General features: G+C 34.9%; 21 protein-coding genes and 1 pseudogene. 10 read left to right on the top strand and 12 right to left on the bottom strand.

Annotated elements, in window-relative coordinates; all coding sequences use genetic code 11:
* Positions 1-41: 41 nt before the first annotated feature.
* On the top strand, positions 42-1,151 hold the full coding sequence (locus tag BW731_RS01705; RefSeq protein ID WP_079345144.1) for a M23 family metallopeptidase: 1,110 nt from the start codon (positions 42-44) through the stop codon (positions 1,149-1,151).
* Between the two features lie 96 nt (positions 1,152-1,247).
* Here BW731_RS01705 and BW731_RS12960 read toward each other — a convergent pair whose 3' ends face one another.
* Both BW731_RS12960 and BW731_RS12430 read right to left on the bottom strand, forming a co-directional pair.
* Positions 1,248-1,370, bottom strand: coding sequence for a transposase (locus BW731_RS12960; RefSeq protein ID WP_269844044.1), 123 nt, complete (start codon positions 1,368-1,370; stop codon positions 1,248-1,250).
* 31 nt (positions 1,371-1,401) lie between these two features.
* On the bottom strand, positions 1,402-2,538 hold the full coding sequence (locus BW731_RS12430) for an ISL3 family transposase (RefSeq protein WP_143592715.1): 1,137 nt from the start codon (positions 2,536-2,538) through the stop codon (positions 1,402-1,404).
* A gap of 281 nt (positions 2,539-2,819) precedes the next feature.
* Between BW731_RS12430 and liaX the strand changes: the two genes are divergently transcribed.
* The 8 genes from liaX to BW731_RS01655 all read left to right on the top strand — a co-directional run bounded on the left by liaX (position 2,820) and on the right by BW731_RS01655 (position 14,411).
* Positions 2,820-4,319: a daptomycin-sensing surface protein LiaX gene (liaX, locus tag BW731_RS01690; RefSeq protein WP_079345142.1), complete on the top strand. Its 1,500-nt coding sequence runs from the start codon at positions 2,820-2,822 to the stop codon at positions 4,317-4,319.
* Positions 4,320-4,337: 18 nt separating this feature from the next.
* Complete coding sequence (locus BW731_RS01685) at positions 4,338-4,655, top strand: PspC domain-containing protein (protein WP_079345140.1); 318 nt, start codon at positions 4,338-4,340, stop codon at positions 4,653-4,655.
* Entirely contained in the window at positions 4,655-5,008 is a 354-nt protein-coding gene (locus tag BW731_RS01680; protein ID WP_079345138.1) for a phage holin family protein, read from the top strand. The genes BW731_RS01685 and BW731_RS01680 overlap by 1 nt, the downstream gene beginning before the upstream one ends.
* Before the next feature lie 175 nt (positions 5,009-5,183).
* The gene (locus BW731_RS01675) at positions 5,184-9,443 is read left to right on the top strand and encodes a 2-hydroxyacyl-CoA dehydratase (protein WP_079345136.1); all 4,260 of its coding nucleotides are present in this window, start codon (positions 5,184-5,186) and stop codon (positions 9,441-9,443) included.
* Positions 9,444-9,521: 78 nt separating this feature from the next.
* Complete coding sequence (locus BW731_RS01670) at positions 9,522-11,369, top strand: DUF6020 family protein (RefSeq protein ID WP_079345134.1); 1,848 nt, start codon at positions 9,522-9,524, stop codon at positions 11,367-11,369.
* Positions 11,366-12,100, top strand: coding sequence for a potassium channel family protein (locus BW731_RS01665; protein WP_079345132.1), 735 nt, complete (start codon positions 11,366-11,368; stop codon positions 12,098-12,100). Before BW731_RS01670 ends, BW731_RS01665 begins: the two co-directional genes overlap by 4 nt.
* A gap of 93 nt (positions 12,101-12,193) precedes the next feature.
* On the top strand, positions 12,194-13,243 hold the full coding sequence (locus tag BW731_RS01660) for a hypothetical protein (protein ID WP_079345130.1): 1,050 nt from the start codon (positions 12,194-12,196) through the stop codon (positions 13,241-13,243).
* Positions 13,236-14,411 (top strand): ABC-2 transporter permease, encoded by a 1,176-nt coding sequence (locus BW731_RS01655; RefSeq protein ID WP_079345128.1) that lies wholly within the window; start codon positions 13,236-13,238, stop codon positions 14,409-14,411. The genes BW731_RS01660 and BW731_RS01655 overlap by 8 nt, the downstream gene beginning before the upstream one ends.
* Positions 14,412-14,628: 217 nt before the next feature.
* Here the strand turns inward: BW731_RS01655 and BW731_RS01650 are convergent, their stop codons facing one another.
* From BW731_RS01650 to BW731_RS01630, 4 genes are all read right to left on the bottom strand, one after another.
* Positions 14,629-15,846 (bottom strand): tyrosine-type recombinase/integrase, encoded by a 1,218-nt coding sequence (locus BW731_RS01650; RefSeq protein WP_001291561.1) that lies wholly within the window; start codon positions 15,844-15,846, stop codon positions 14,629-14,631.
* Positions 15,847-15,927: 81 nt separating this feature from the next.
* Positions 15,928-16,131 (bottom strand): excisionase, encoded by a 204-nt coding sequence (locus tag BW731_RS01645; protein ID WP_000814511.1) that lies wholly within the window; start codon positions 16,129-16,131, stop codon positions 15,928-15,930.
* A 460-nt stretch (positions 16,132-16,591) separates the two neighbouring features.
* On the bottom strand, positions 16,592-16,822 hold the full coding sequence (locus BW731_RS01635; RefSeq protein WP_000857133.1) for a helix-turn-helix domain-containing protein: 231 nt from the start codon (positions 16,820-16,822) through the stop codon (positions 16,592-16,594).
* Positions 16,819-17,241 carry a sigma-70 family RNA polymerase sigma factor gene (locus tag BW731_RS01630; protein WP_000804885.1) on the bottom strand — a complete coding sequence of 141 codons (423 nt, stop codon included), beginning with the start codon at positions 17,239-17,241 and terminating at the stop codon, positions 16,819-16,821. Before BW731_RS01630 ends, BW731_RS01635 begins: the two co-directional genes overlap by 4 nt.
* Before the next feature lie 504 nt (positions 17,242-17,745).
* Between BW731_RS01630 and BW731_RS01625 the strand changes: the two genes are divergently transcribed.
* Positions 17,746-18,099, top strand: coding sequence for a helix-turn-helix transcriptional regulator (locus tag BW731_RS01625; RefSeq protein ID WP_001227347.1), 354 nt, complete (start codon positions 17,746-17,748; stop codon positions 18,097-18,099).
* Between the two features lie 59 nt (positions 18,100-18,158).
* Here BW731_RS01625 and BW731_RS01620 read toward each other — a convergent pair whose 3' ends face one another.
* The 6 genes and pseudogenes from BW731_RS01620 to BW731_RS01595 all read right to left on the bottom strand — a co-directional run bounded on the left by BW731_RS01620 (position 18,159) and on the right by BW731_RS01595 (position 24,845).
* Positions 18,159-18,344, bottom strand: a complete 186-nt coding sequence (locus tag BW731_RS01620) for a cysteine-rich KTR domain-containing protein (protein WP_011058338.1) — start codon at positions 18,342-18,344, stop codon at positions 18,159-18,161.
* A 100-nt stretch (positions 18,345-18,444) separates the two neighbouring features.
* Complete coding sequence (gene tet(M) / locus BW731_RS01615; protein ID WP_000691736.1) at positions 18,445-20,364, bottom strand: tetracycline resistance ribosomal protection protein Tet(M); 1,920 nt, start codon at positions 20,362-20,364, stop codon at positions 18,445-18,447.
* A gap of 15 nt (positions 20,365-20,379) precedes the next feature.
* Positions 20,380-20,427, bottom strand: a pseudogene (locus BW731_RS13030) (hypothetical protein); the annotation flags it as partial.
* 313 nt (positions 20,428-20,740) lie between these two features.
* Positions 20,741-21,673, bottom strand: coding sequence for a conjugal transfer protein (locus BW731_RS01605; RefSeq protein WP_001224318.1), 933 nt, complete (start codon positions 21,671-21,673; stop codon positions 20,741-20,743).
* Positions 21,670-22,671, bottom strand: a complete 1,002-nt coding sequence (locus BW731_RS01600; RefSeq protein ID WP_000769868.1) for a bifunctional lytic transglycosylase/C40 family peptidase — start codon at positions 22,669-22,671, stop codon at positions 21,670-21,672. Before BW731_RS01600 ends, BW731_RS01605 begins: the two co-directional genes overlap by 4 nt.
* Complete coding sequence (locus tag BW731_RS01595) at positions 22,668-24,845, bottom strand: CD3337/EF1877 family mobilome membrane protein (protein ID WP_000804748.1); 2,178 nt, start codon at positions 24,843-24,845, stop codon at positions 22,668-22,670. The genes BW731_RS01600 and BW731_RS01595 overlap by 4 nt, the downstream gene beginning before the upstream one ends.
* Between the last annotated feature and the right edge of the window lies 1 nt (position 24,846).

Here is a 24,846-nt window from a genome sequence, read left to right as displayed (position 1 = left end):
CAGATAAATCGTTAGAAGAACTGAATGCTACAATTAGTAAAATGGATGCAGATATAGATAAGGTTTTAGCGGAAAAAGCGTCATTAGAAAAAGAGATTAATGAATTAACAAAAGAAATTGATGAATTAAAAGTAATCATCGAAAAACGTAACAAACAAATTGAAAATCAAGCAAGATCAGCACAAATAAATCAGGAAGACCAGGATTTAATGAATATTGTGTTAGATTCTGAATCAATATCAGATGCGTTGAGTCGTACAGTTGCTTATACTAAGTTAGTTTCTGCTAATAAAGATGTAATGGAAGCACAAAAAAAGGATCAAGCAGCTCTTGATAAGAAAAAGGCAACTTTGAGTAAAAAGGTTGATGAAGTTAACAAAACAGCTGAAGAATTAAAAACAAAACAAGAAACATTAGAACAAAATAAAGCAACACAGGTTGCTCTAGCAGAAACGATTCTGAAAGAATTATCAAAAGAATCTGGTAATAAATCTGCATTACAATCACAAAAAGCAGAAGCAGAACGTATTGCTGAAGAGAATAAAAAACGCTTAAAAGAACTTTCTGAAAAAAAAGAAGCGGCTAAGAAAGAGCTAGAAGAGCAACGTAAAAAAGAACAAAAAGAAGCTGAAGAAAAACAGTTAGAAGCACAAGATAGCATTTCACCATCAAAACCATCTAGTGCTATTGGACAAAGTAATAATAATCAGTCAGATGAGAAACCAAATGAAGTGGTGTCTCTACCAAGTCAGGGTGGTTTTTCTTTACCGTTAGCTGGGGGATACACTGTTACTAGTGGGTTTGGATCAAGACCTGATCCGACTGGTTATTCAGGTAGTCACCATGATGGAATTGATTTAGCAATTGGTGCTGGAACACCTATTTTAGCATCTAGAGCAGGTGAAGTTGTTGAAGCAAGCTATCATCCAAGTGCTGGTAACCACGTAATAATTTTACATGATAATGGGTTATATACTTACTACATGCATATGACTAGTATTGGAACAAGCGTTGGATCAGTGGTTCAAGCTGGTGAAACAATTGGAACAGTTGGTTCAACTGGTAATTCTACTGGTGCCCACTTGCATTTTGGTATTAGTTCAGGGTTATGGAGTGGATTTATCGATCCTTCTTCAATCCTTTCATTTTAATGATTATTAGATAAAAACCTTAAAGTGGCTCTTTGTCAACTACTGTTGGTAAGGATTAATACGTTAGAATTTAAGATCTAGAAAGCATTTAGTTTTCTAGATCTTTTTTGGTGATGTAAAGGCAGATTCTTTTAAACAAATTGATAGTCGTAGCTTAAAATTATAAAAACTTCTCATGCCATAGGCATTACGCTTAACGACTTTAATGTGGTTATTCATACATTCTAATGGACCGTTTGAATAAGATGTTTCAAAGGTGTTTTTTTATTTCTTCTCGATATTTTTTTAATGTTTTGAAAACAGGAATAAACTCTTTAAATCCTGTTTGTTGATTAATTAATTCCAAAAATAAAGAATAATCCTTTGTTTGAATCGCTCTTAAAATTTGTTGATAGGTGTTGTAAGCCTCTGTCAATTTAGAATCATAGGTAAGTAAGCGTTCAAGTAATTCTTTTTCAGAAAGATACGCTTTAAAGGATGGACGCCAATGCTGTTGGATATAATCTAATTTGTCATAACTTTTTTGAAGTAATTTCCAATACTTTTTAATTCGTCTATAGATAACCCCGTTATCTTTACATTTTAATTGAGTCATTCTTTTAATCCGTATCTTTTGAAATGCCCTGCCGAGATGTTGAACGAGATGAAATTTATCTAAAACGACTTTAGCGTTAGGGAACACTCGTTTAGTTAAAGTAATGTAAGGTTGATAGATATCTGAAACGACATATTTTACTTGTTTTCTATTAGCTAGAGAGAATCCATTAAAATAATTCTCAATTTTTGGTAATCTTCGATCAGGTAGAATATCAATTAATTCATTTGTTTCACCGTTCATCATAATAAAACTCATTGAACCAGCTACTTTTTTAACAGATTTAAATTCATCAAAACATAGTACAGACGGAAGTTCATAACTATACTTCTTAATCGGTTCATACCACTCTTTTAATACGCGAGAGACAGTTGAAGTTGAAACGCTCGTTTGTTTTGCGATATCACTCATGGCGTGTTTAGAGGTTAACTGTTTCGCAATGAGACGTTTTAAATTATTAGAAATAGAGTTGTTTCTAGAAACAAAAGGGGTATCTAAAACAAAAGTCGTATCACATTTTTTACAAAAGAAACGACGTTTCTTTAATCTAATATAAGTGACATATTCAGAAACACTAGGCATTTTAATTAGGCTAGTTGTATATCCCCATTTAATAATATTAGAGTGATTACTTTGACAATGCGGACAGCATGTAGGAGATTCTTCTAAAAAACCATGGAATATCCGAGAGAAAACGCCTTTTATTTTTTCAGTAGATAAACAATTTTCATTAAAAATAATATTTAGGTCTAGTATATTTAAGATATCTTTGATAGTCTGTGAATATGACATGTGGTATCCTCCTTAGTTTGTTTTTTCGCAATTTCATTCTAACGGATATCACATGTTTTTGTGTACAAAAAACTGTCGGTAACTTGTGTTACCAACAGTAGAAATTATAGAGTCCTTAAAGTTGATTTTAAGGTTTTTATTTTTTTAGGATGATAAAGGAATAAGTCTTCATATACAGTCATAAATCAATCTCAAGTCCTATGACATTTATATAAAAATGAGACATAATATGAGTGTAGGTTAGAAATGTATAGATAAAGATGTTAAGAGGAGGATATACGATGAACGAACGTGAAAGAATATTAGACTTAGTTAAAAAAGGTATTTTAACAACAGAAGAGGCACTTGTTTTATTAGAAAACATTGCGACTGAAAAAGATGAAAAATTAATTGATGATGAAGCCAAACAAGTGAAACACACAACAGTTGATGCGAAAAAAGAAACGACATATAACGACAGTGAAGCATTAGAAAAAATATTAGAGAGATTGGCAGAAGAAGAAAATAGAAAATCAGTTGAATATGATGAGTTAACTGTTGAAATTCAAGGATTAAGACAAGACATTCGAGAAATCGAAGAACAATTAATGGTGTTTGATACAATGGAAGATTTGGAAACATTAACACCTGAAAAAGAAGCAGAACGTGAACAACTAAAAAAAGATTTAGCCTATTTAACAGAAACTGACGTTCAGTTAACTGCTGAAAAAGCTGAGTTAAATGAAGAATTAAAATCTATAAAAAAAGAACGACGTGATACACAAGAAACAGAATCTATTTTAGGTTTTGATATTCCAAAAGAGTGGAAAGAACAAACAAACGAAAAAATAAATCAAGCAACAGGCAAAGTAGAAGAAGCAGGAAAATACTTTGGTGAATTCTTGAAAAAAACAGTGGATGCTGTTAGTTCAACCGTGTCAGATAATGTTGAATGGAAAGATGTGAATATTAAAGTACCAGGAGTTAGCTCACATTCATTCACACATGAGTTTTTATATCCAAATAGCACGGCAACCTTAATTGATGTAAAAGTAGCAAATGGTAAAGTTAAATTTAAAACATGGGACCAACCAGATGTAAAAGTTATTGCGAATGTTAAGTTCTATGGTAAATTAAATAATAACACGCCATTTGAAGCATTTATCGAACGTAGTGAAATCGTAGTAGATGAAGAGAATATTTCATTCCAAATTCCAAACAAACGATTAAATTGTGAATTAGAATTTTATTTACCAAAACACCTATTTGACCATGTATCAGTAAAAATGTTAAATGGTGATATTAAAATAGAAGGTATGTTATTAGGTGATGTGTTCTTAAAATCAACTAATGGTAAAATTAAAGCTTCTGACATTAAAGCAACTATGTTAGAAGTTGAAGGTGTAAATGGTGACATTAAAGTAGAAAATAGTGAAATTGTTGATTTTATTGGGCAAACAGTTAATGGTGAAGTGGTGAGTAAATCATCCATTGAGCACACAAGTGTGTCACTAATTAATGGTACAATTAAAGTGACATCAACTGATTTAAAACCTAAAAAAATCAAAGCAACTGTGGTAAATGGTGATATTAAAGTGTCCCTTGCTAAACAAGCAGGTATCCAAGCAAATTGTCAAACGAACTTTGGCTCAATTAAAAATCGTTTAGAAGATATTGAGATATTGAAAGAGAAAAAAGAACGAATGAATCAAATGGTTGAATTTGTTCGTGAAGAAGAAGAAATGATCCAATTATCTTTAAATACAACAACAGGAAGTATTTACTTAAAAGATAATGACTAATAGATGGAGTGATTAAGAATGAATAGAAAATTGACTAAATCAAATAATAATATAGTATTAACCGGAACTTTGGCTGGAATTGCAGAATATTTCAACATCGATCCAACATTAGTGAGAATCATCTATGTGATTTTATCCATGTTTACATTTGGTTCTCCAATCGTGTTGTATATTATTTTAGCTTTAATCGTTCCAGCATCGAATAAACCGCGTCAAACACGCTCACCATACGAAGGATACGGTCATCCTTATGCAGAATCAACAAAAAAAGGAAGAGCAAAACGTCCTCGTAAAGAAGCACAAAAAGTAGAGGACGACGACTGGAGTGACTTTTAGTGACATATTTTCAACGTCTGATTATTAATACATTGGCGTTTATCTCATTATCAGTGTTATTTCCATCAATGTTTTACGTGAATAGTTTTATAGTAGCGATTGTGGCAAGTATTGTGTTATCGGCATTGAACTTTTTAGTTAAGCCAATTCTTCATATTCTGTCATTACCAATTACTTTAATCACGTTTGGCTTGTTTAGTTTCGTGATTAATGGAATAATGTTAAAATTTACCTCAGTCATAGTCGGTGAACAAAATTTTGCTTTCTCGAGTTTAGGAGCAGCGGTCTTTATATCGTTACTCTTATCGCTGATAAACTCGATTGTTATCAATAAACATACGGAACGATATTAATATAAGAAAACAAAGCATATAGTGTTAAGTCACTGTATGCTTTTTCTTTGTGAAAAATTGTCTAATAATTACCTAGTCTTTGCTAGATTTTTTACGACTTTTGATTTAAACTGGTATTTATGAAAATGGTTTGAAAATGGCTATAGCGAACAGATAAAGAAAGTAGGGAAAATGGATGACATTACGTTCAGGAATTGATGTGGGATCAACCACTGTAAAATTAGTCGTGATAAATGAAGAGAATGACGTTTTATTTTCCAAGTATGAGCGTCACTATTCCGATGTAAAAACTGCAGCAATTAAAATACTAAAAGAAGCAAAAGATGTTATCGGCGACCAAGAACTCACAATGAATATTACAGGTTCAGGAGGAATTGGGCTTGCTGATTTATTAAAAATTGATTTCATTCAAGAAGTAATTGCTTGTACCAAAACAGTAGAGGAAGTGATTCCAGAAACTGATGTGGCGATTGAATTAGGTGGAGAAGATGCTAAAATCACCTTTTTTGATGGTGCGATGGAACAGCGAATGAACGGAAGTTGTGCTGGGGGTACTGGGGCATTTATCGATCAGATGGCTACTCTTTTAAAAACTGATGCTAATGGTGTCAATGAGCTGGCAAAAAACTATCATACCATCTATCCGATTGCTTCAAGATGTGGGGTATTTGCCAAAACAGATGTGCAACCATTGATTAATGAAGGGGTAGCTAAAGAAGATATTGCAGCAAGTATTTTTCAAGCTGTTGTTAATCAAACAATCGCAGGGTTAGCTTCTGGACGAAAAATTAAAGGAAAAATTGCCTTTTTAGGTGGTCCTTTATACTTTATGTCAGAATTACGTCAACGATTTATCGAAACATTAGCTATTAAAGATGAAGATGTTATTTTCCCAGACAATCCACAATTATTTGTGGCAATGGGAGCAGCACTTGATTCTGAAGGGTCTAAGGCTAATGTATTAAGTGATTTAATTCACTTGTTGGAAATAGAGGACATGTCAGAATTATCGACGTCTGATCGTTTAGAGCCATTATTTCAAACACCTGAAGAATTAAACGACTTTAGAGAACGACATAATAAAGCATCAGTTCGGAAAAAAGATTTAACCACATATGAAGGAGCAGTCTTTTTAGGAATTGATGCAGGTTCGACTACAACAAAATTAACATTGATTGATGATGAGGGAAACCTACTTTATTCCTATTATGGCAATAATGAAGGAGAGCCTTTAGAAACAACCATTCGGATTATTAAAGACGTATATAAACAATTGCCAGAAAAAGCCTTTATTGCTAAATCTGCGATAACTGGTTATGGTGAAAAATTAATTCAACATGCTTTAAAAATTGATATTGGTGAGGTCGAAACAGTGGCTCACTATAAGTCTGCTAACTATTTTAATCCTGGTGTGGATTTTATTTTAGATATTGGTGGACAAGATATGAAGGCTATGACAATAAAAGACGGTGTATTATCATCTATCCAACTAAATGAAGCTTGTTCTTCAGGCTGTGGCTCTTTTATTGAATCATTTGCAAAATCGCTTAACTATGGTGTTGAAGATTTTGCAGACATGGCACTAAAAGCAATCCACCCAGTTGACTTAGGTTCAAAATGTACTGTTTTTATGAATTCAAAAGTGAAACAAGTTCAAAAAGAAGGAGCTTCTGTAGGGGAAATCTCTGCAGGATTATCTTATTCGGTCGTGAAAAATGCATTATACAAAGTAATCAAAGTACGAAGACCAGAAGAATTAGGTGAAAAAATCGTTTGCCAAGGCGGGACTTTCTACAATGAATCTGTACTACGAGCGTTTGAACAACTCGTTGGACGAGACGTTGTGAGACCATCTATTGCTGGTCTTATGGGTGCGTTTGGTGCATCTTTGATTGCTTTAGAAGATTATGAATTAGGCGATGAATCAACTATTTTATCACTTGAAGAATTGGATGACTTATCTGTCAAAAAAGATCGTCTAGATTGTGGTTTATGTGAAAACCATTGTATGTTAACTGTGACCTTATTTTCAGATGGCCGTCAATTTATTACGGGAAATCGTTGTGAACGTGGTGCCAGAATTAAAGTCAAAAAAGAAGATAAAAAAGAAAATTTAGTTGATTATAAATACAAACGTTTGTTTAAATACAAACCATTACGTAAAAAAGAAGTCACTCGTGGTGAAGTAGGGTTACCTCGTGTTTTAAATATGTATGAAAATTACCCATTGTGGCATACCTTTTTCACTGAATTAGGATTCAGGGTGAGATTGTCACCGCGTTCAAACAAAGAGGTGTATGAAAAAGGAATTGAAACGATTCCTAGTGATACTGTCTGTTATCCTGCTAAAATTTCACATGGTCATGTTCAGTCATTAATTGATGATGGTGTACCATTAATCTTCTATCCTGGTGTCATTTTCGAAAGACAAGAGGAAAAATCAGCGGATAATCATTTTAATTGTCCAATTGTACAGAGCTATCCAGATGTTTTACGAAATAATATGGATGACATAAGAGATGGGAAAGTTGATTATCGTAACCCATTTCTAAACTTAGCGGATCCTGATTCTGTGGCTATTGTGCTCTATGAATGTTTTAAAGACTTTGACGTCACACCTGAAGAAGTTAAACAAGCTTTAATGCACGGTTATGATGAATTAGAGAAGTTCAAAGAAGATATCCGAGCTAAAGGTGAAGAAACATTACGTATGTTGACATTAAAAGGTGAAAAAGGGATTGTGTTAGCTGGAAGACCCTATCATATTGATCCAGAAATCAATCACGGTATCTCACAAATTATTACTCAAGAAGGGTTCCACGTCTTAACAGAAGACAGTATTTCTCATTTGGAAGAGATGGATAATTTACGCGTGGTGAACCAGTGGGTGTATCATTCTCGTTTGTATGCAGCAGCTAAAGTAGTTGGAAAGAATAAACATTTAGAAATGGTACAATTAAATTCATTTGGTTGTGGCATTGATGCCGTGACAACAGATCAAGTGGAAGAAATTCTAGAGAAGTATGGCAAGATATTTACTGTTTTGAAGATTGATGAGGGATTAAATTTAGGTGCGATTCGTATCCGTATTCGTTCACTGAAAGCAGCAATGAAAGAGCGTGAGAAAAATAATTATCAACCAAACATTCAATTTGAAGAGCCAGAAAAAATCGTCTTTACTAAAGAAATGCGTAAAAAACATACGCTGTTATTACCCATGTTAAGTCCAATTCATCAAAGTGGATTGTTTGATATTGCACTCGAATCATCAGGATACAATGTTGTCTGCTTACCAATGATGGATAAAGAAGCAGTTAACGTGGGATTGAAATTTGTCAATAATGATGCATGTTACCCAGCGATTATCTCTATTGGGCAACTTGTTGAGGCCTTGCAAAGTGGTGAGTATGATTTAGATAATGTCAGTGTTATGATGACTCAAACAGGTGGTGGGTGTCGTGCAACAAACTATATTCCGCTTTTAAGAAAAGCCTTAAAAGAAGCTGGATTTGGCCAAGTCCCTGTTGTTTCAATGTCACTTGGCAATAAAGGGGTAGAGTCCAACCCAGGATTTAAGTTTACGTTACCTATGCTAAAACGTATTGCAGTGGCTGTTTTATATGGTGACTTGTTTGAGCGACTGGTTTATCGCACACGTCCATATGAAATGAATAAAGGTGAAATAGATGTCCTACATCAATCATGGCTTAAAAAAGTAGAAAAAAATGTTCGAAATGGTTCTTTGACATTGTTTAATAAAAACATGAAACAAATTATCACAGATTTCGATACGATACCACTACATGAAACGAACAAACCTAAAGTAGGCATAGTTGGAGAAATTTTTGTTAAATACTCTCCAACAGCAAATAACGATATTGTGCGCTTACTTGAAGAAGAAGGGGCAGAAGTTGTTGTCCCAGATTTAATTGGGTTTATGAATTATTCCTTGTACAATCAAATATGGAAATATGAAAACCTTGGTATGCCGAAGAAAAATAAAACATATGCCGAATTTGCTATAAAATTGATTGAAAAAATAGAGAAACCAATGTCTAAAGCATTAAATAATTCACAACGTTTTACAGGCATTCATTCTATTAAACAGTTAGCAGAAGACGCTAGTAAAGTCTTATCAATTGGAAATCATACAGGAGAAGGTTGGTTCTTGACGGGCGAGATGATTGATCTACTTAAAACAGGTGTCAATAATATTGTGTGCATGCAACCATTCGGCTGTTTACCAAATCATGTGGTTGGTAAAGGTGTAATCAAAGAATTACGCCATCAATATCCTGGAGCTAATATCGCAGCGATTGATTACGATCCTGGGGTATCAGTAGTCAATCAATTAAATCGTATTCGTTTGATGCTAGCAACCGCTAAGAAAAATATGCAGACGAGTGTAGAAGTTCAAGTTCACATAATCAATTAATAATTTTAATCGACAAATGTGATTTTCTTATTTATAATTTTAAGGGATTGATTATTAAATAAGAAAAGAGAGGACTTCATGAAGAATATATTTAAGTCAAGTATAGTTATTTTGGGACAGATGGTTATTTTTAATAAGGCTATACAAAAAGATAGAGCATTAAATAGTCTAATAAATAGCCCAATGCTAGCATTATTGGCGTTTGTAGGAGTTTATATATTATTTACTTATGTGGATAGATTAAATTCAAAAACTAGTATACTTCAAAAAATCGTATCACTGTTTTTTGCAATCTGTACATGGTTTATGACCGTTTATGCAAGCGGTATTGATACGATAAATGAAGTGATTAATAAAACTGTAGGGACGGTTTATTCAATTTTTTTCATATTGTCATTTTTTATGATCATTGAATTAGGACAAACAGTATTGACATATTATTATCAGAATAAAACAAAGGAAAATGATGCTAAAAAGCCCATCATCTGTTTATTTGAAAAATCACCTTTCTTATTAGCTTTTGTTATATTAAGTGTCATATGGCTTTTAATCGCTTTAAGTGCATATCCAAGTAGTTTTATGGGAGATTCTTTAAGCCAGTTAAAACAATATTTTGCTATTAGTCCACGAAAAGCAGGGCATCCTGTATTATCCACTCTCTTTATTGGGAATTTTGTTAAAATTGGTCGCTTTATAGGATATCCTAACTTTGGATTATTTTTGTACACCATGACTCAAATTTTATTTGTTGCAGGTTGTTTAGCCTATTCTATTAACTTGTCTTATAAACTAACTAAAAAATCGACTTTACTTTTTGGAATAACTATTGTACTAGCCATTATTCCAATGGTAAATGGAACCATTATTTTAGCAACGAAAGATATTATGTTTTCAGGCTTTTTTATTTTATTTATGATGAGTTTAATTACGTATTTTGTTAATCATGATTATTATATAAAGCATAGATTATTTCTTTTAATGGCTATTAGTGTGACATTTATGATGTTATTTAGATATAACACTTTACATTTTGTTGGATTAACTTTAGTTGTGTATATTATTGGTGGTTTGGTTATGAAAAAGAAATTCTATAAAGTTACCTCAATTACATCTATGATGATTTTAGGCTTAATTGTTGGAACTATGGGAAATAAACTATTGACAGCTGTCTATGTTGAAGAACAACCAACTCCAAATCGTCGTGAAATGCTTTCTTTACCTTTCCAACATACAGCCAGATATGCTAAATATCATGATAAGGAAGTTACTAAACACGATAAGGATGTAATCAATAAAGTACTAGATTATGATTCAATAAAAATGAATTATGATCCATATAGATCAGATGTCGTTAAGGCAACCCATAATGAGGATGCCACAAGTAAAGAAATGAGTGATTATTTTTCTGTTGTACAAAAACAGATAGTAACCCATCCTTTATTAGCGATTGAATCTGTTATGGCAAGTCATTCTAATTTATTTAATGTGAATCAATCATTAAATGGATATTACTATAACGGTGTATTAATGTCTGGTGATGAGAATGAAATATTAAATACAAGAAAAATTGGTATAAAGGACAATGAGCTAGCGCTAAAACTTAACAGTATTCGTGTTAAACTATATAGAATATTTGATAGATTACCAGTGTTATCGCAATTAGATAATTATGCTTTTTATATTTTAATCATGCTATCAGTCTTTGTGATGTGGATTAGAGATAAAAAATATTACCTAGCTGGAATGGTCATTCCAATGGGGGCTTTTATTGGTACTTTAATAGCCGGTCCAATCACGCTAGGTTATATTCGATATATTTTACCAATTATTTTAGTATCACCATTTTTATTAGTTTTTTGTTTAAGTACTAAAGATAAAGAAGTGGAATCACAAGAGGAGACAACTCGTACACGGAGAAGAAGATGACACAACAGCGAATAAAAAAAGTTTATTTGTTTACTATGTTTATTTTAATTATCATCTCATTGGTTGTGAATGTGATTAATATGCCACACAAAGAGATGGTTAATATGGTTATTTTAGCGATATTTGCGCTAGATAGTTTTTATAGTCTATGGAAAACAGAAAATAGAAAAGATTATTTGAGACATCACTTTTTGGATTTTATTGCGATTATTCCGTTTCATCATGGATTTCGTTTGGTTAAGTTTTTTCCAATCATTATGCAAAGTATCCAGATTACGTCTTTAGGTCAACGATATTTCCTCCCAGTTTTTTTCAAGTTAAGAGAAACTGGGACAGGAAAACTGTTTAATATCTTTTTAATTATTTTTATCTTTTTACCCCTTCCTTTATTATGGATGGAGCCTAATATAAATAATTATGAAGATTTGATTTGGTGGGAAATGCAGACTGTTACAACAGTCGGATACGGTGATATTGTCATTCAAACAGGTTTAGGGCGATTGATTGGTGGGATTTTGATGGTTCTTGGTGTCGGCATTATTTCTGCTTTTACAAGTAGTTTGACACGATCTATCAGCCATTCAAAAAAATCACCTTATCAAAAAACAGATGATATCATAGAAGAATTATTGCAGGAAAAATCGTTTAGCCAAGAAGATTTAGAAGTGATTGAAGCTTGGCTAGAATTAGAAAAAAAGAAACAACAAAAATTTAGTAACACAATAAAATGATAAGAAGTCTCGTTTTATGCGAGGCTTTTTTTGTTTGGTATTGTGATATAATTAAATTAAAATGACAGAATTATGAGGAAGTTGAGGTGTAAAATGAGTAAAAAACAACGGGTTGTGTATGCGATACTGTTTTTTATAGTGATGACAGGAATCTTTATGATTTCTCAGCAGAAAAATAGTTATCGTCTGAAAGAATTAAATCAAGCTGAAACACTTCAAATCACGGTTGCCCTTTTAGATTATCGAAATGTGCCAAGTGATGAAGGGGGAACGCTGTATCAAAATTTATTACAACAAACATCAGCGTTAGCAAGACAGTCTAATGCATTATTATTTGAAGATGAACAAAATTACATCGACACAACCATTGAATTGACCGATATTCGTAAACAAGCTGGGCAGTTGGATGGTTTTTCCGATATTACCTCCCTTCAGTTATCAAAAGATCAGGTACAAAGAGATGAAACGTATTACAAGGCGTTAAGACAATCAGGCGAGACCTTACCGTTGGAGTCATTAACGTTTGGTCGGTTAATTATCTCTTTATTAACAATACTAGGTGTAGCATGGTTTCCGTTGATGTCTGTAGTCAATGCAAGATTAATCGTAGATGAAAAAGAACATGAGAGCCTGTTGAAAGGACAACCTCGAAGTTTAACCCAACGATTGGTACGTAATTTTATTAAAAAGAGTTTGATACTAGGCGGATTGCTCGTTTTAACTATTGGTTATTTAGCTATTTTACAAAGTATTACTGGAAATGGATTTGGTGATTTAAGCTTGATTGAAGTCGTTTACCAAAATCAGTTTGTTATCACAACAGTGGTTAAGAAGATTTTCTATTATATTTTATTTGGCTATTTAGTGTTTATGCTATCATTTTTAATCAGTTCAGTTTTAAATAATATCACCAAAAATAGTTATGTCACGGTGATTATTGAGTGTATGACCTATGCCTTTATTTGGTTATTTCCAACCCAACTTAAAGCAGCAACAGTTCTTTCTCCATCTTTAATTATAGAAGGCACTTCATACGTTTCAATTAATCAAGGAGTAATGTATTTACTTGGTAGTATTGTGGTGTTAATCGTTATCTTTTTTGTCCAACTAAAATTAAGTAGGGGAGGAAGGCACTATGATTAATTATTTGAAACAAGAAGGGCAAGATTTTTTTCATAATAAAAAAAATATCGTCTTATACTTGGTTGTAGGGTTTCTTTCCTTATTTTTTGTGATAAAAGTTGAACCCAACTTTAATATTTATGAAACAACGAATTTAAAAAAAATAGAAGCAAACTACCTAGATAAAAAGCATTTTTTAGAAACAGTGAATCTTGAAGGAGAGACTCACCCAGACACTTTAAGTGCTGTTGAATCATTTCGTATGGTATTGCCAATTGAAGAAAAAAGATATGAGGCTCTAAAAAAGCAAGACTTCAAAACATATGCGAAAGTAACTGCTGAATGGTATGAAGGTGGTAGGATTCTAAACCCATTGTATTACACATATGGTAATGATTTCGCGGAGTTTGAAAATTTTTATGGTAATAGAAGTATGGGCCCAAAAATGGCACAGTATGCTAAACAAACGAGTAAGTTATCGTTAAATCAGTTAAATGAAGAGACAGCTTGGCAAGTAGTTTCTCGTCTAATGCACCGAGTTTTACCAGTCCTTTTTTGTTTGTTGGCTATATTGTTTTCGGTAGATATGATTAGTAAAGATCGTCAGCATAAGAGTTTAGTAAATGGCTACCCTTTGAGTGTATTTAAACGGCTAATCGCTAAATTGATCATAACGTTTATCGGACTCTTTTTAATGATAATCCCTCTTAGTATCGGGTTTATTTGGATAGGATTACGCCGAGGATTTGGTTCGTTAAGTTTACCATCAAGTTACAGTGTCTTTCCAATTGATGCGGTGTCTAATTTGAATTCAACTTTTTCTAGCGAGACAATTGGTTTGTTTTTAGTGAAGAGTTTCGGTTTGATGGGATTAAGTTGTTTAGCCATTGTATTGTTCACGTTTTTAGTTTCTTTTTGGCTAAAACAAGATTTTATCAATCTTGTCGTGATGGTGTTAATAACATTTTCCAGTCTATTTTATCAACGACATGGATTAGGAGACATATACGCACTTTACTATTCACCAACAAGTTACTTATATAGTGGTGATATAGTATCAGGCTATCAAGGTTTTTTTTGGTCCACCCCGTACCTTACGACAAATCAAGGATACCTTGTCGTTGGAGTGACAGTGTTGTTGTTGATTCTATTACTTAAATTAAGTACCGTAAAAAAACGTCAACTATAAGGAGAAGTCTATGATTAAATTAGAGAATATTAGTTTTTCGTATAAACAAAGTATAAATTTCTAATTATCTTTTTATATTTTCTTAAATGCTCGTAAAGCCTTATTCTATGTGCTTTCGAGTATTTTTACTGTAGGAAGATACTTCACGTTTCTTTGCATATTTCCTCATGTCTTAGCTGTCAGAAGTGGTAAATAAGTAGTAAATTCATTTGTACTACTAAGCAACAAGACGCTCCTGTTGCTTCTCTTTATTCAAGCGTTTCATTTCTGCCATTGCAGAATCGAATGTTGCATGTGCGTAATAGTTCAGCGTCATGGCTATATTAGCATGTCCCATAATGTACTGTAATGCCTTTGGATTCATTCCTGCATTTGCATAGTTGGTACAGAATGTATGTCGCAAACTATGTGGAGTGATGTGTGGCAATTTATCCTCGTTATACTTATTGTATTTCTTAACAAGACCTTTCATCATGCCGTTGTAATCACTTGCCACTTTTGGATAGTTCTTTCTATTAAGAAAGAGGAAATCACTATATCCATCAATCTCAACACGCTTATCATTCTTTCGATTCGCTAACACTCGCTTAAATGCTTGATAGGCTTCTTCAACCATAGGAACTTGACGTTCGCCACTTTTGGTCTTTGGTGTTTCAATGTAGTACCCAATTTCAGTATCTCTCAATAGCTGATGGTCTATATTGACAAGACGATTCTCAAAATCTAAATCTGGAAGTGTCAAACCACCAAACTCTGAAATACGAAGACCTGTTTTTAAGAGTATCAGAATTTCATCATAATTTTTGCTGTAGGTTTTATCAGCTTTTGCAAAGGCTAACAGTTTTTCTTCCTGTTCTTCTGTTAGTACGGTCTTAGGGACAGTATCATCATCAAGAACTGCTTTCAGTTGAAAGTCAAATGGATTCTTCCGAACACAATCATCTTGTATAGCAATATAGAATGAAGCCTTTAAAGAACGTTTGTAGTTATTGATGGTTTGATAAGCATAACCATTTTCACTCATTCTAATAGCCCATTCTTTAGCGTCTGATGGCTTAATACTGTCAATACTTCTTACACCTAACTTGTCTTTCTTCAAAATATCCATAAGATATTTGCGTCCAGTTTCAGTGTTTTTTCTAACCTTTGGTCTTTGAGCGTTCTGTTTTGCGTAAAGCTGGCAGAGTGTCATTTTCTTTCCTACAACATCAATACCATCATGAATGTCTTTCTGTAACTCTGCGATTTTCTCTCTAAGTGAGATACAATCACGCTTTCCTGCTGGTACTCGGTCTGTAGCCACAAGTTTCCACGAGTAAACAAATTGCGGTTCTCCAAATGAATCTATATATTTGTATAAGTATCTTCCGTCTTTTCGTTGGCTCTCTCCAGTCTTTAAGATTCGACCTTTATTGTCACGTCTTTTTTCTGACATGGCATTTGCTCCTTTCCTTTATGGAAAGAGCCTTGATACGACTTAATACTATTTTATCATATACAAGACCCTTTGGCGACGCTAGATTGCGTCCAATGTATCTATAATTTTTTCAAATTGTTTTCGTTTAATCTGAATACGATTGCCATTCATAATCAGCCAATTTGCATTTTTATTTTCCTCTGCCAAGCGTCGTAGCTTGTTTTCGCCAATACGAAAATATTTTGACGCTTCTTCAATGGTTAGGGTATAACGTTCCCAAATAGGAATGTCAGTCTGCTTCATAAAATCCTCCTTTCCAAATCACTTATTTGGATTTCATAAAAGTTGTTTTACCAGCAATCGAACAGCTTTAGCAAAGCTCACGGGAGTTCCACCCCTGCATGGTTCTCATGTAGCCATACTCATTGCCTGCGACGGTTTTATCACGCTCGGACTATTGACTGTATGGGAGTATCATTATCACGATAAGAATGTCGTTGCAGGCAATCCTGCTAAAGATTGCTTCTCGGATCACTAACATGAATCGCTCGCTATCTTTATAAGATAGGTCATGGCGGTTAGTTCCGTTGGCTCTTTTCTTATCGAAACGTATTCGATTACTTTTATTCAGTTTTCAAAGAACAATGGCTCGTTAGCCTATCAAAACACATTGAAAGCTCAATATGCTTTGGTGGAATAACAAACCTCCCTGTTCGGGAAGCGTGGAATGGTTTAGCACGCTTCCACGAAAGGAGAGAGGATATTACTTAATTTCAAATGACAAAATCTTTGTAATCAGTCTGGTTTCCATTCTTCCACGTAAGACTTCATCAACGACCATACTTTGATTGCCATATTCATCTTTCATAAGTCGTAGGGAACGCTTCGTTATGTACCCTCTGTAATGATGTAGAATCTGGTTAATCGCTTCGGTATCGCCATCTGTTGCCTTTACAATGAGAGGAAAGGGAATCATAGGATATTGTGTTTTCATTCTTCAAATTCCTCCATAAACTTTTTAATTAAGGCTAGTCCACTGGTTCTATGCCGATAGACAGTAGAACGGTTCAATTTCAACAGGTCTGCAATTTCTGAATCGCTCATGTCCATAAAGTAAAACAGCAGTAGAATTTCACGTTTCTTGTCTGGCAACTCACGTAATGCTTCACTCAACAAATCATTTTCAACGCCTACTGATAACCCATTGAGTGTAAAAATCTGAAAGTCAGTTGAATAGTTATCTGTTGTCGCAAACTGGCTAACAAGATAATCGCCAACATCCGAAAAGGACACCTCACGCTTTGCAATCCTTGAAAGATAAAGCATATAATTCTTTCGCTCGTCTTCCATAGCACGTTTACAGATATAGTCAAACTGATTTTCTATTGTGGTCTGAAAAGAAGATGGTTTCATGTTTCTCACCCCCTTTCTGTCTAGGAAAGGAAGTGAGCCTTGCTCGTTTATCTCCTTTCACTCTTAGTCCCAATGTGAAAGGGGGATTTGTTGCATTACTGATAAATAAACTTTGTAAAAAAGTTCTGAATAGCCAAAAAAGCATATAAACAGATTTATTTCTCTGTTTACATGCTTCTGTTATTCTATCTATATGATTTATAAAACCACATTGGTGGACGTACTTATCTATTGCAGATAGACGACTTTTTTTGACAAGAACCCAATGTAAGGAAATTTATTGTATATGATGTACTTCATGGCGACGTTGACCTCCAACAAACCGCCATTTGGAAGTAATATACAATATTTTAACAGCGTAAATAGCACTACCATATAACGGTTTTTTTTATTGGCGTTTAGTAGTGCTTTTTATTAAATATAAACCTATAAACCATATAACACGTTTTTCTATACCTGTTTTTAATTCAGTAGGAACAATAAAATGTATAGAGGTGGTCTACTATGCGTAAAAAAGAAGATAAATATGATTTTAGAGCCTTTGGTTTAGCCATTAAAGAAGCTCGATTGAAACGAGGTTTAACTCGTGAACAAGTGGGAGCATTGATTGAAATTGACCCACGGTACTTAACTAATATTGAAAATAAAGGGCAACACCCCAGCATACAAGTTCTTTATGACCTTGTATCGTTACTTCATGTTTCCGTTGATGAATTTTTCTTACCTGCTAATAACTTGGTAAAAAGCACCCGACGATTACAGATAGAGAAATACATGGATAGCTTTACAGACAAAGAACTATCCTTAATGGAATCTTTAGCCAGCGGTATCAACGAAGCAAGAAACATCGAAGACTAATTAAAAGAATCCATACATAACGGAAAGAGCCGATAAAATGAGATTGTATTAATCTCATTTTATCGGCTCTGCGTCTTTGCGTCTGGCTCTGTAATCACAGTTACTTTGAACTGCTTTATTTCAATTAAATTTTCTTGTCTGCATTTCGGACAATAGAGGGGGAATTTTTTTAATTCAGTATCTTCCCTTATCTTTAATCGTGTTTTATTTCCACATACAGGACACAATATCCACTTGTAGTTTATAATAACTATCTCCTCCTTTACACTTTAATTCAAATCTTTATTAAAAAATATTTCATCTTATTTAACAAGAAACCATATTTATATAACAACATAAAATACACTAAGTTATTTTATTGAACATATATCGTACTTTATCTATCCGACTATTTGGACGACGGGGCTGGCAAACAGGTTCACCGGTAGTAACATGGTACCCTTTTAACTCTGTTAAACAAACACTACGTCCATTTGTAAAGAAAGTTAAATCACTACGATATTCTTGAATACACCGAGCAGGGATTTCTCCACTAAGAATGACCTCATTATTTTTCAATTGAGTGTCTACGATGTTCGCACAATATTTAGGAGCATCGTTGTATGCTCGTGAAAGATATTCCTGTGGCGCATAAATTTTAAAACTAAGATATGGCTCTAACAATTCTGTTCCAGCTTTTTTTAAGACTTGTTCCAATACAATAGGAGCAAGCATCCGAAAATCTGCTGGGGTACTAACAGGGCTATAGTATAAGCCATACTTAAAACAGATTTTACAGTCCGTCACATTCCAACCATACAATCCTTGTTCACAGCCATAGCGTATCCCCTCCATAACTGCATTTTGAAACGATTGATTTAAGTATCCAAGAGAAACCGAGCTCTCATACTGCATTCCACTTCCCAACGGAAGCGGTGATACAGATAAACCAATGGAAGCCCAGAAAGGATTTGGCGGCACTTCGATGTGAATGGTATATTCTGCATTTTTTAACGGTCTCTCCATATAAATGACTGTAGGCTCTTTTAGTTCTATCTCCACATGATACTTTTCTTGCAACAGTGCACTAATCACTTCCATTTGTACTTTCCCTAAGAAAGAAAGTATAATTTCATGTGTCGTAGAATCCACGTAATATCGTAGAAGCGGATCACTATCTGAGATTTCCAAAAGGGCATCAAGCAACATTTCTCTCTGTTCAGGTTTACTCGGTTCAACAGTTGTTTGTAGTAGAGGGTGCGGATTTTCAATCTTTTTTCTCTGTGGCAATAGTTTTGTATCTCCAAGAACACTATTTAACTTCAAAAACTCATTTTGCAAAATAACAATTTCTCCAGAATAAGCTCTATCAATCTTACATAATTCACCATTTATTGAAGTATACATTTCTGTAACTTTTATTTTTTCTTTTTCTGATACTCTAACCGAATCTCGTAAATGTAGTACTCCACTATAAAGGCGTATATATGCAAGACGTTGTCTTTTTTTTGTATATTCAATTTTGAAAACATTTCCGCAAAGTTCAGACGGACCTCGATGTGTTGATGAATAAAATTTATTAGTAATAACTTCTATAAGGTTATCAATCCCTATATTACTTTTTGCACTTCCATGATAAAGAGGGAACAGAGAACAATTCTGAAATCTTATGCTTTCCTCTTGTTCGAGTTCCAATGCTTCTAATGATTTACCGGACATATATTTCTCTAAAAGGTCATCGTTTCCCTCTATTACCGTATCCCATTGTTCAGATTCGGTAAAGTTCGTCACACACATATTAGGATACAGTTCTACCTTCTGTTTGATTACAATTTCGGCAGAAAGTTTCTCTTTAATATCCTGATAAACCGTTGATAAATCAATTCCATTTTGGTCAATCTTATTGATAAAAAAGATTGTGGGAATCCCCATTTTCCTAAGTGCATGAAATAATATACGAGTTTGTGCTTGTACGCCATCTTTTGCAGAAATCAGTAGAATTGCCCCATCTAAAACTGATAATGAACGATATACTTCTGCTAAGAAATCCATATGTCCTGGCGTGTCTATGATGTTCACCTTCGTATTTTCCCACTGAAAAGAGGTTATTCCTGTCTGAATTGTAATTCCTCTCTGACGTTCTAAAAGCGTATTATCCGTCCTCGTTGTACCTTTGTCCACGCTTCCTAATTCTGTAATCGCTCCACTGTTATATAATAAGCTTTCTGTTAAGGTAGTTTTTCCTGCATCAACATGAGCTAAAACTCCAATATTAATAATTTTCATGTGATTTTCCTCCATTCAAAAACCCAAAAGGGCATAAAAATCCCAGTGATAAATACTTTTATCACTGGGATTTTTATGCATAACCATAGGCATACAAAGCATACAGATATTCTCCGGATACTTTAGAATCACATGATAAAGGTATTCTTAAACTGGGTACAAAAAACTAAGCCCTCCTAAAAAAGGACATCCAATTATTTGTTCCCACTATCAAATTGACAGTTTATTTAAGAATACCTTGCCGCATATTTATTAACTCCTTTTAAATAGATACTTAAATAATAGCACGTAAGAGCATATTTGTAAAGGAATCTCCAATTTTTTATCAAAGAGAGTACGTGATTACAAAATAGCTGTAATAATGTACCAATATTTGTTATTCTATAATCTTCCAATTACTCCCGTTCTTTTCAAGTACCAAATCAAATTGAGATACCTGCGTTGCTTTGGTCTGCTGGTCGATATACTCCACTGTCAGCGATACCGTGACTTGATTATCCTTACGATTGTGAATAGGATTTACCAGTTCTTGAAAGATGTACTCTTTTCCGATTGGTTTTAATATCCCGTCATTCACATAGTAGGAAAGTTCACTGGCTGTCGCTGTAGGATAGAGCTTGAAGAACGTCGTTAAAAACTCATTGATTTCATTGGTTGTAATGGAATCAACCGTCCCCTCACTTTCAATGGCTTTTGGTTTATAACTTGATTTCTTAGGTATGTTGGTAATGGTCGGATTCTTAACCAGTACCATATTTCCAGAACCATCTACATAGACACTCACTATATAAGCAGAGTGGACGGTCTTTGTATTTTCTCCCTCTGTAATGAGCTGGTCTACACTGTAGGTTACATTAAACTCATTGTCGCCAGTTGGCTCTACCGTCCATATCTGAAATCCTCTTACAGAAGACGATACAGGAATATCTTTGCGTACTGTATCAACATTGAGAGCTTGAAGTTCATCTGTCAGATAGCCTTTTAGACTTTCCATTCGATTATCAATGGACTTATCGGATTGCTCCCATGAATAGTAGACTTTCGCAAAGTTCTCTACAAAATTTTCTACATGATGAGTATCAACGTATTCCTTTTCTATGATAGTTGTTTCGTGAATAGTATGAGTATCTATAGCTGTAAAGTGCTTGAATATCGCAAAGCTGAAACTAAGCCCTAAAAGTACCCACAAGGCAATCACAACCTTTTTATGAGGATTGACCTTATAGACACGAGGTTTCTTTTCCTTTGGTATCTGTTTTTCTTTATTCTGATTTTTTCTAAATTTCATCATTAAATCTTCCTTTCTCATTGTTTGATTCGTCCTGCTCCCACTAAATGCTGTTGCCAGTAGGGGCTTGTTAAGTCGGCATAACCGATTGGGTCGCCTGCATGAAACATACGGTTATTGCCAAGGTATATCCCAACATGAGTAATATAAGAGCCAGCGTTATAGGTAGAATGAAAGAAAACCAAATCGCCAGCTTGTGCTTCCGATAGTGGGATATGCTGGGTCACATCATATTGCTGTTGTGCGGTTCGTGGTAAGTTAATTCCAGCTTTTCCATACGTCCATTGTGTCAGTCCGCTACAATCAAAAGAAGTAGTCGGGGAAGCTCCACCGTAAACGTATCGCCAGCCCTCATATTTCAGTGCTTCGTCCATGATGGCTTGTACCGTATCATCATCAAACTCTGTTGTGACAAGATACTGCGTTACCAGTTGCACATAAAACATATTGCCATAGTTGTATCGCCAGCCCCCATTGATAGGTATGGCTATGGGATTGGGGTAAGACACTTTTTCGCCACCTGAATACTCTTTTGAGAAACTTTGAGCCAGTTCAAAGGTATATTTATTTCCACGATTAGCCACATACCCTAAGAAACCACCACCATAATTGTAGGACTGGATAACCGATTCTAAATCTACACTGAGCCTTTCGCTACTGGCTAATAATTCACTGAAATACTTCACACCTTGCTTAATGGATTCTTCTGTACTCAATGAATTAGGTGGAAGACCGAGGGATTCCGAGGACTGCATAACATCTTCCGCAGTACCGCCCGATTCCACCTGTATAATCGCAAGAAGTATGTTGACATATTCTTCAACGCCATATTCTTTGGCATATTTTTCTACCATAGGCTTATGAGCCAGCACTTCTGCGGAAACATTCACACCTCCATAATGAATATTGGAAATTCCGCTGTCCTGTTCATCTGAAAATAAAATGGCAACAAACAGAAGCAGTGAGAAGACCATCAAGAATAATCCAGAACCACCAATCACTAAAGTTTTCAACTTCATGGTTTCTTACCGACTTTCTTAATGGTGGCGGTTTTGATTGGTGGTCTACTTCTTGTATTTTGTAGTGGTACTCTTTGAACAGTAGACGGACGTTCTTTTGTGATTGGACGTTGTGAAGTTCTATCTGCTGTAGTGGTTGAAGTTGCTGGCTTTTGAACGGTTTTTTCTTGAACGGTATTGCCTTGGCGTTCCACTTTTGGACTTGAAAAATCGGACTTAACTGCTGGACGCTCTTGTTTGGCTTGTTGAGATTCCTTATATGAAGTCTGAATATTAGACTGTTTTGAGGTCTGTTCATCATGATATTGTTCTTGTCTTGTAGTCGGTCTTTCATGAACAGAAGAAGCAGGCTGTTTTTTCTGTTTGACCTGTTCCATTTCAGAGCGACGCTTCGCAATGGTTTTTCGCCTTTGTTCCTGCTGTTCCTTGCGTCCACTGGCTCTGTCCGCTTTGGTTTGAGAAATACTACTGGTTAAATCACGGACATTCTCTTTTACTTTGGATTTTCCTTGATATACTGCATATCTTGCATTGGTCGGCAAATCTTTAACCTGTTCTTTCAAACCACTAGCAGTGTCTACCATTCTGTCTTTGGTATCAGCTACTGTACCGATGGTTTGACCGATACGTTTTCCAAGTGTTGATTTTTCCTTTCCGTCTGGTCGGGAGTGATCTGCTTGTGTCCTTGCAGAACTCCCCGAACCCGACTGTCCTTTTTTACCTGTAACAATGGCAGACCCAGCCCCTAGAGTAGTCATGGAACGTCCAAGTTTCCGCTGTAGACGGTGCATGTGAGCGTGCATAAGCATACGAGGTTTTCTCATCACACGACTTCCCACACTTTGAGAATCGTTACTCTGTAGAGAAAACATACTCATTAAATCGCCCAGCTTGAAGTAGATTCCTGCAAAGGTCACAATCTGTAGAAAAGCAATCAAAAAGAACGGATAACCAGCCGATAAGGTATAGAGCATGGTTGAAATACTAAATGCTGTCGTAATAATCAATGTGATTCCAGCTCGTGTCAAAATGGTATTAAAGAGCTTTGTTATGGCTCGTTTTGACATACCATCAAATGATGGAATCATGCTTAAAATAAAGCTCACAGGCAGAAACATAGCATAGATGATAAAAAGTACCTGCGAGAAAATCATGATTCCTGTTAATAGGAATACAAATATGGAAATCCCAATATTGAAGACAAATAGGAAGAAGACTGTACCTAAACGGTTAATGGTCTTTGTAATGGTTAGATTGGTATTGCTTCTGTCTTCAATTTCTTCCGCAACAATTTTTTCTCTGTCTTCGCCATTGTTGGAATCTGGGCTGGTGGAGAGCAGGCTTTCCACACGGTCAATACCGATACTTTCAATGTCTGAACTGTTGTATTGAAGCAGTAGCCACGGTTGCTGAACCTGTATGGAAAACAGGCTATCTCTGATTAAGTCCACGCTGTCCTTGCCTTGACTATCGGAATGGGGCATGACAATCTTCGTGCCAAGTGATAAACTGGCATTACTGATGTCTGATGAAAAGTCATTGATTTTTTTAATGTAGTCGGGAGCGTAGGCAATAAAGGAAGCCGATAGGATAAACACCAGCACAAAATTCATAATGGCATGAATTGCCTTTGTGGTTTCTCTCTTTATCAGTCCCGTATAGGCAACATAAACCCCAAGAACCAAAATCAAGAGTAAGAGGAATCCAACATAGAAACCCTCTGTTGAAAATCCGTTTGCACTCACACCAGCTAAGGTCTGCATATTCTTACCAATGGAATCTGCTGTAGCGGAAATGAAGTCTAAGGAATAGGCTTCCTGTACTAAGTAACCTGTCGCATTGGAAACATACAAACTGATTGTCCAAATAAAATTGGTAATGGCATATAGTCCATACATGACCTGTTTTCCAATCCCGTCCGACCAGTTCCACGGAAGCCAGCCCCAGCTATTATCCACATAAAAATCCAGTTGATAGTTTTCAAGTGGGTATCGGCTGTATTCATTTGCCACATTGACCGTATCATCTACCAAGCCCGCAGCTTGAACCACCGTTCCCAGCATGGCTAAAAGAAAAATGGCAATCACAAGTGTGAAAGCCACTGTCATTGCCACTTTACCTAGACGTTTCAGCGTCCAGTTTGATTTTATTCTGTTTACTATTGATGGTTTCACA

Origin of the sequence: Vagococcus martis (assembly GCF_002026305.1) — a bacterium.
GTDB classification, from domain to species: Bacteria; Bacillota; Bacilli; order Lactobacillales; family Vagococcaceae; genus Vagococcus; species Vagococcus martis.
This window is presented reverse-complemented; position numbering and strand designations above follow the sequence as displayed.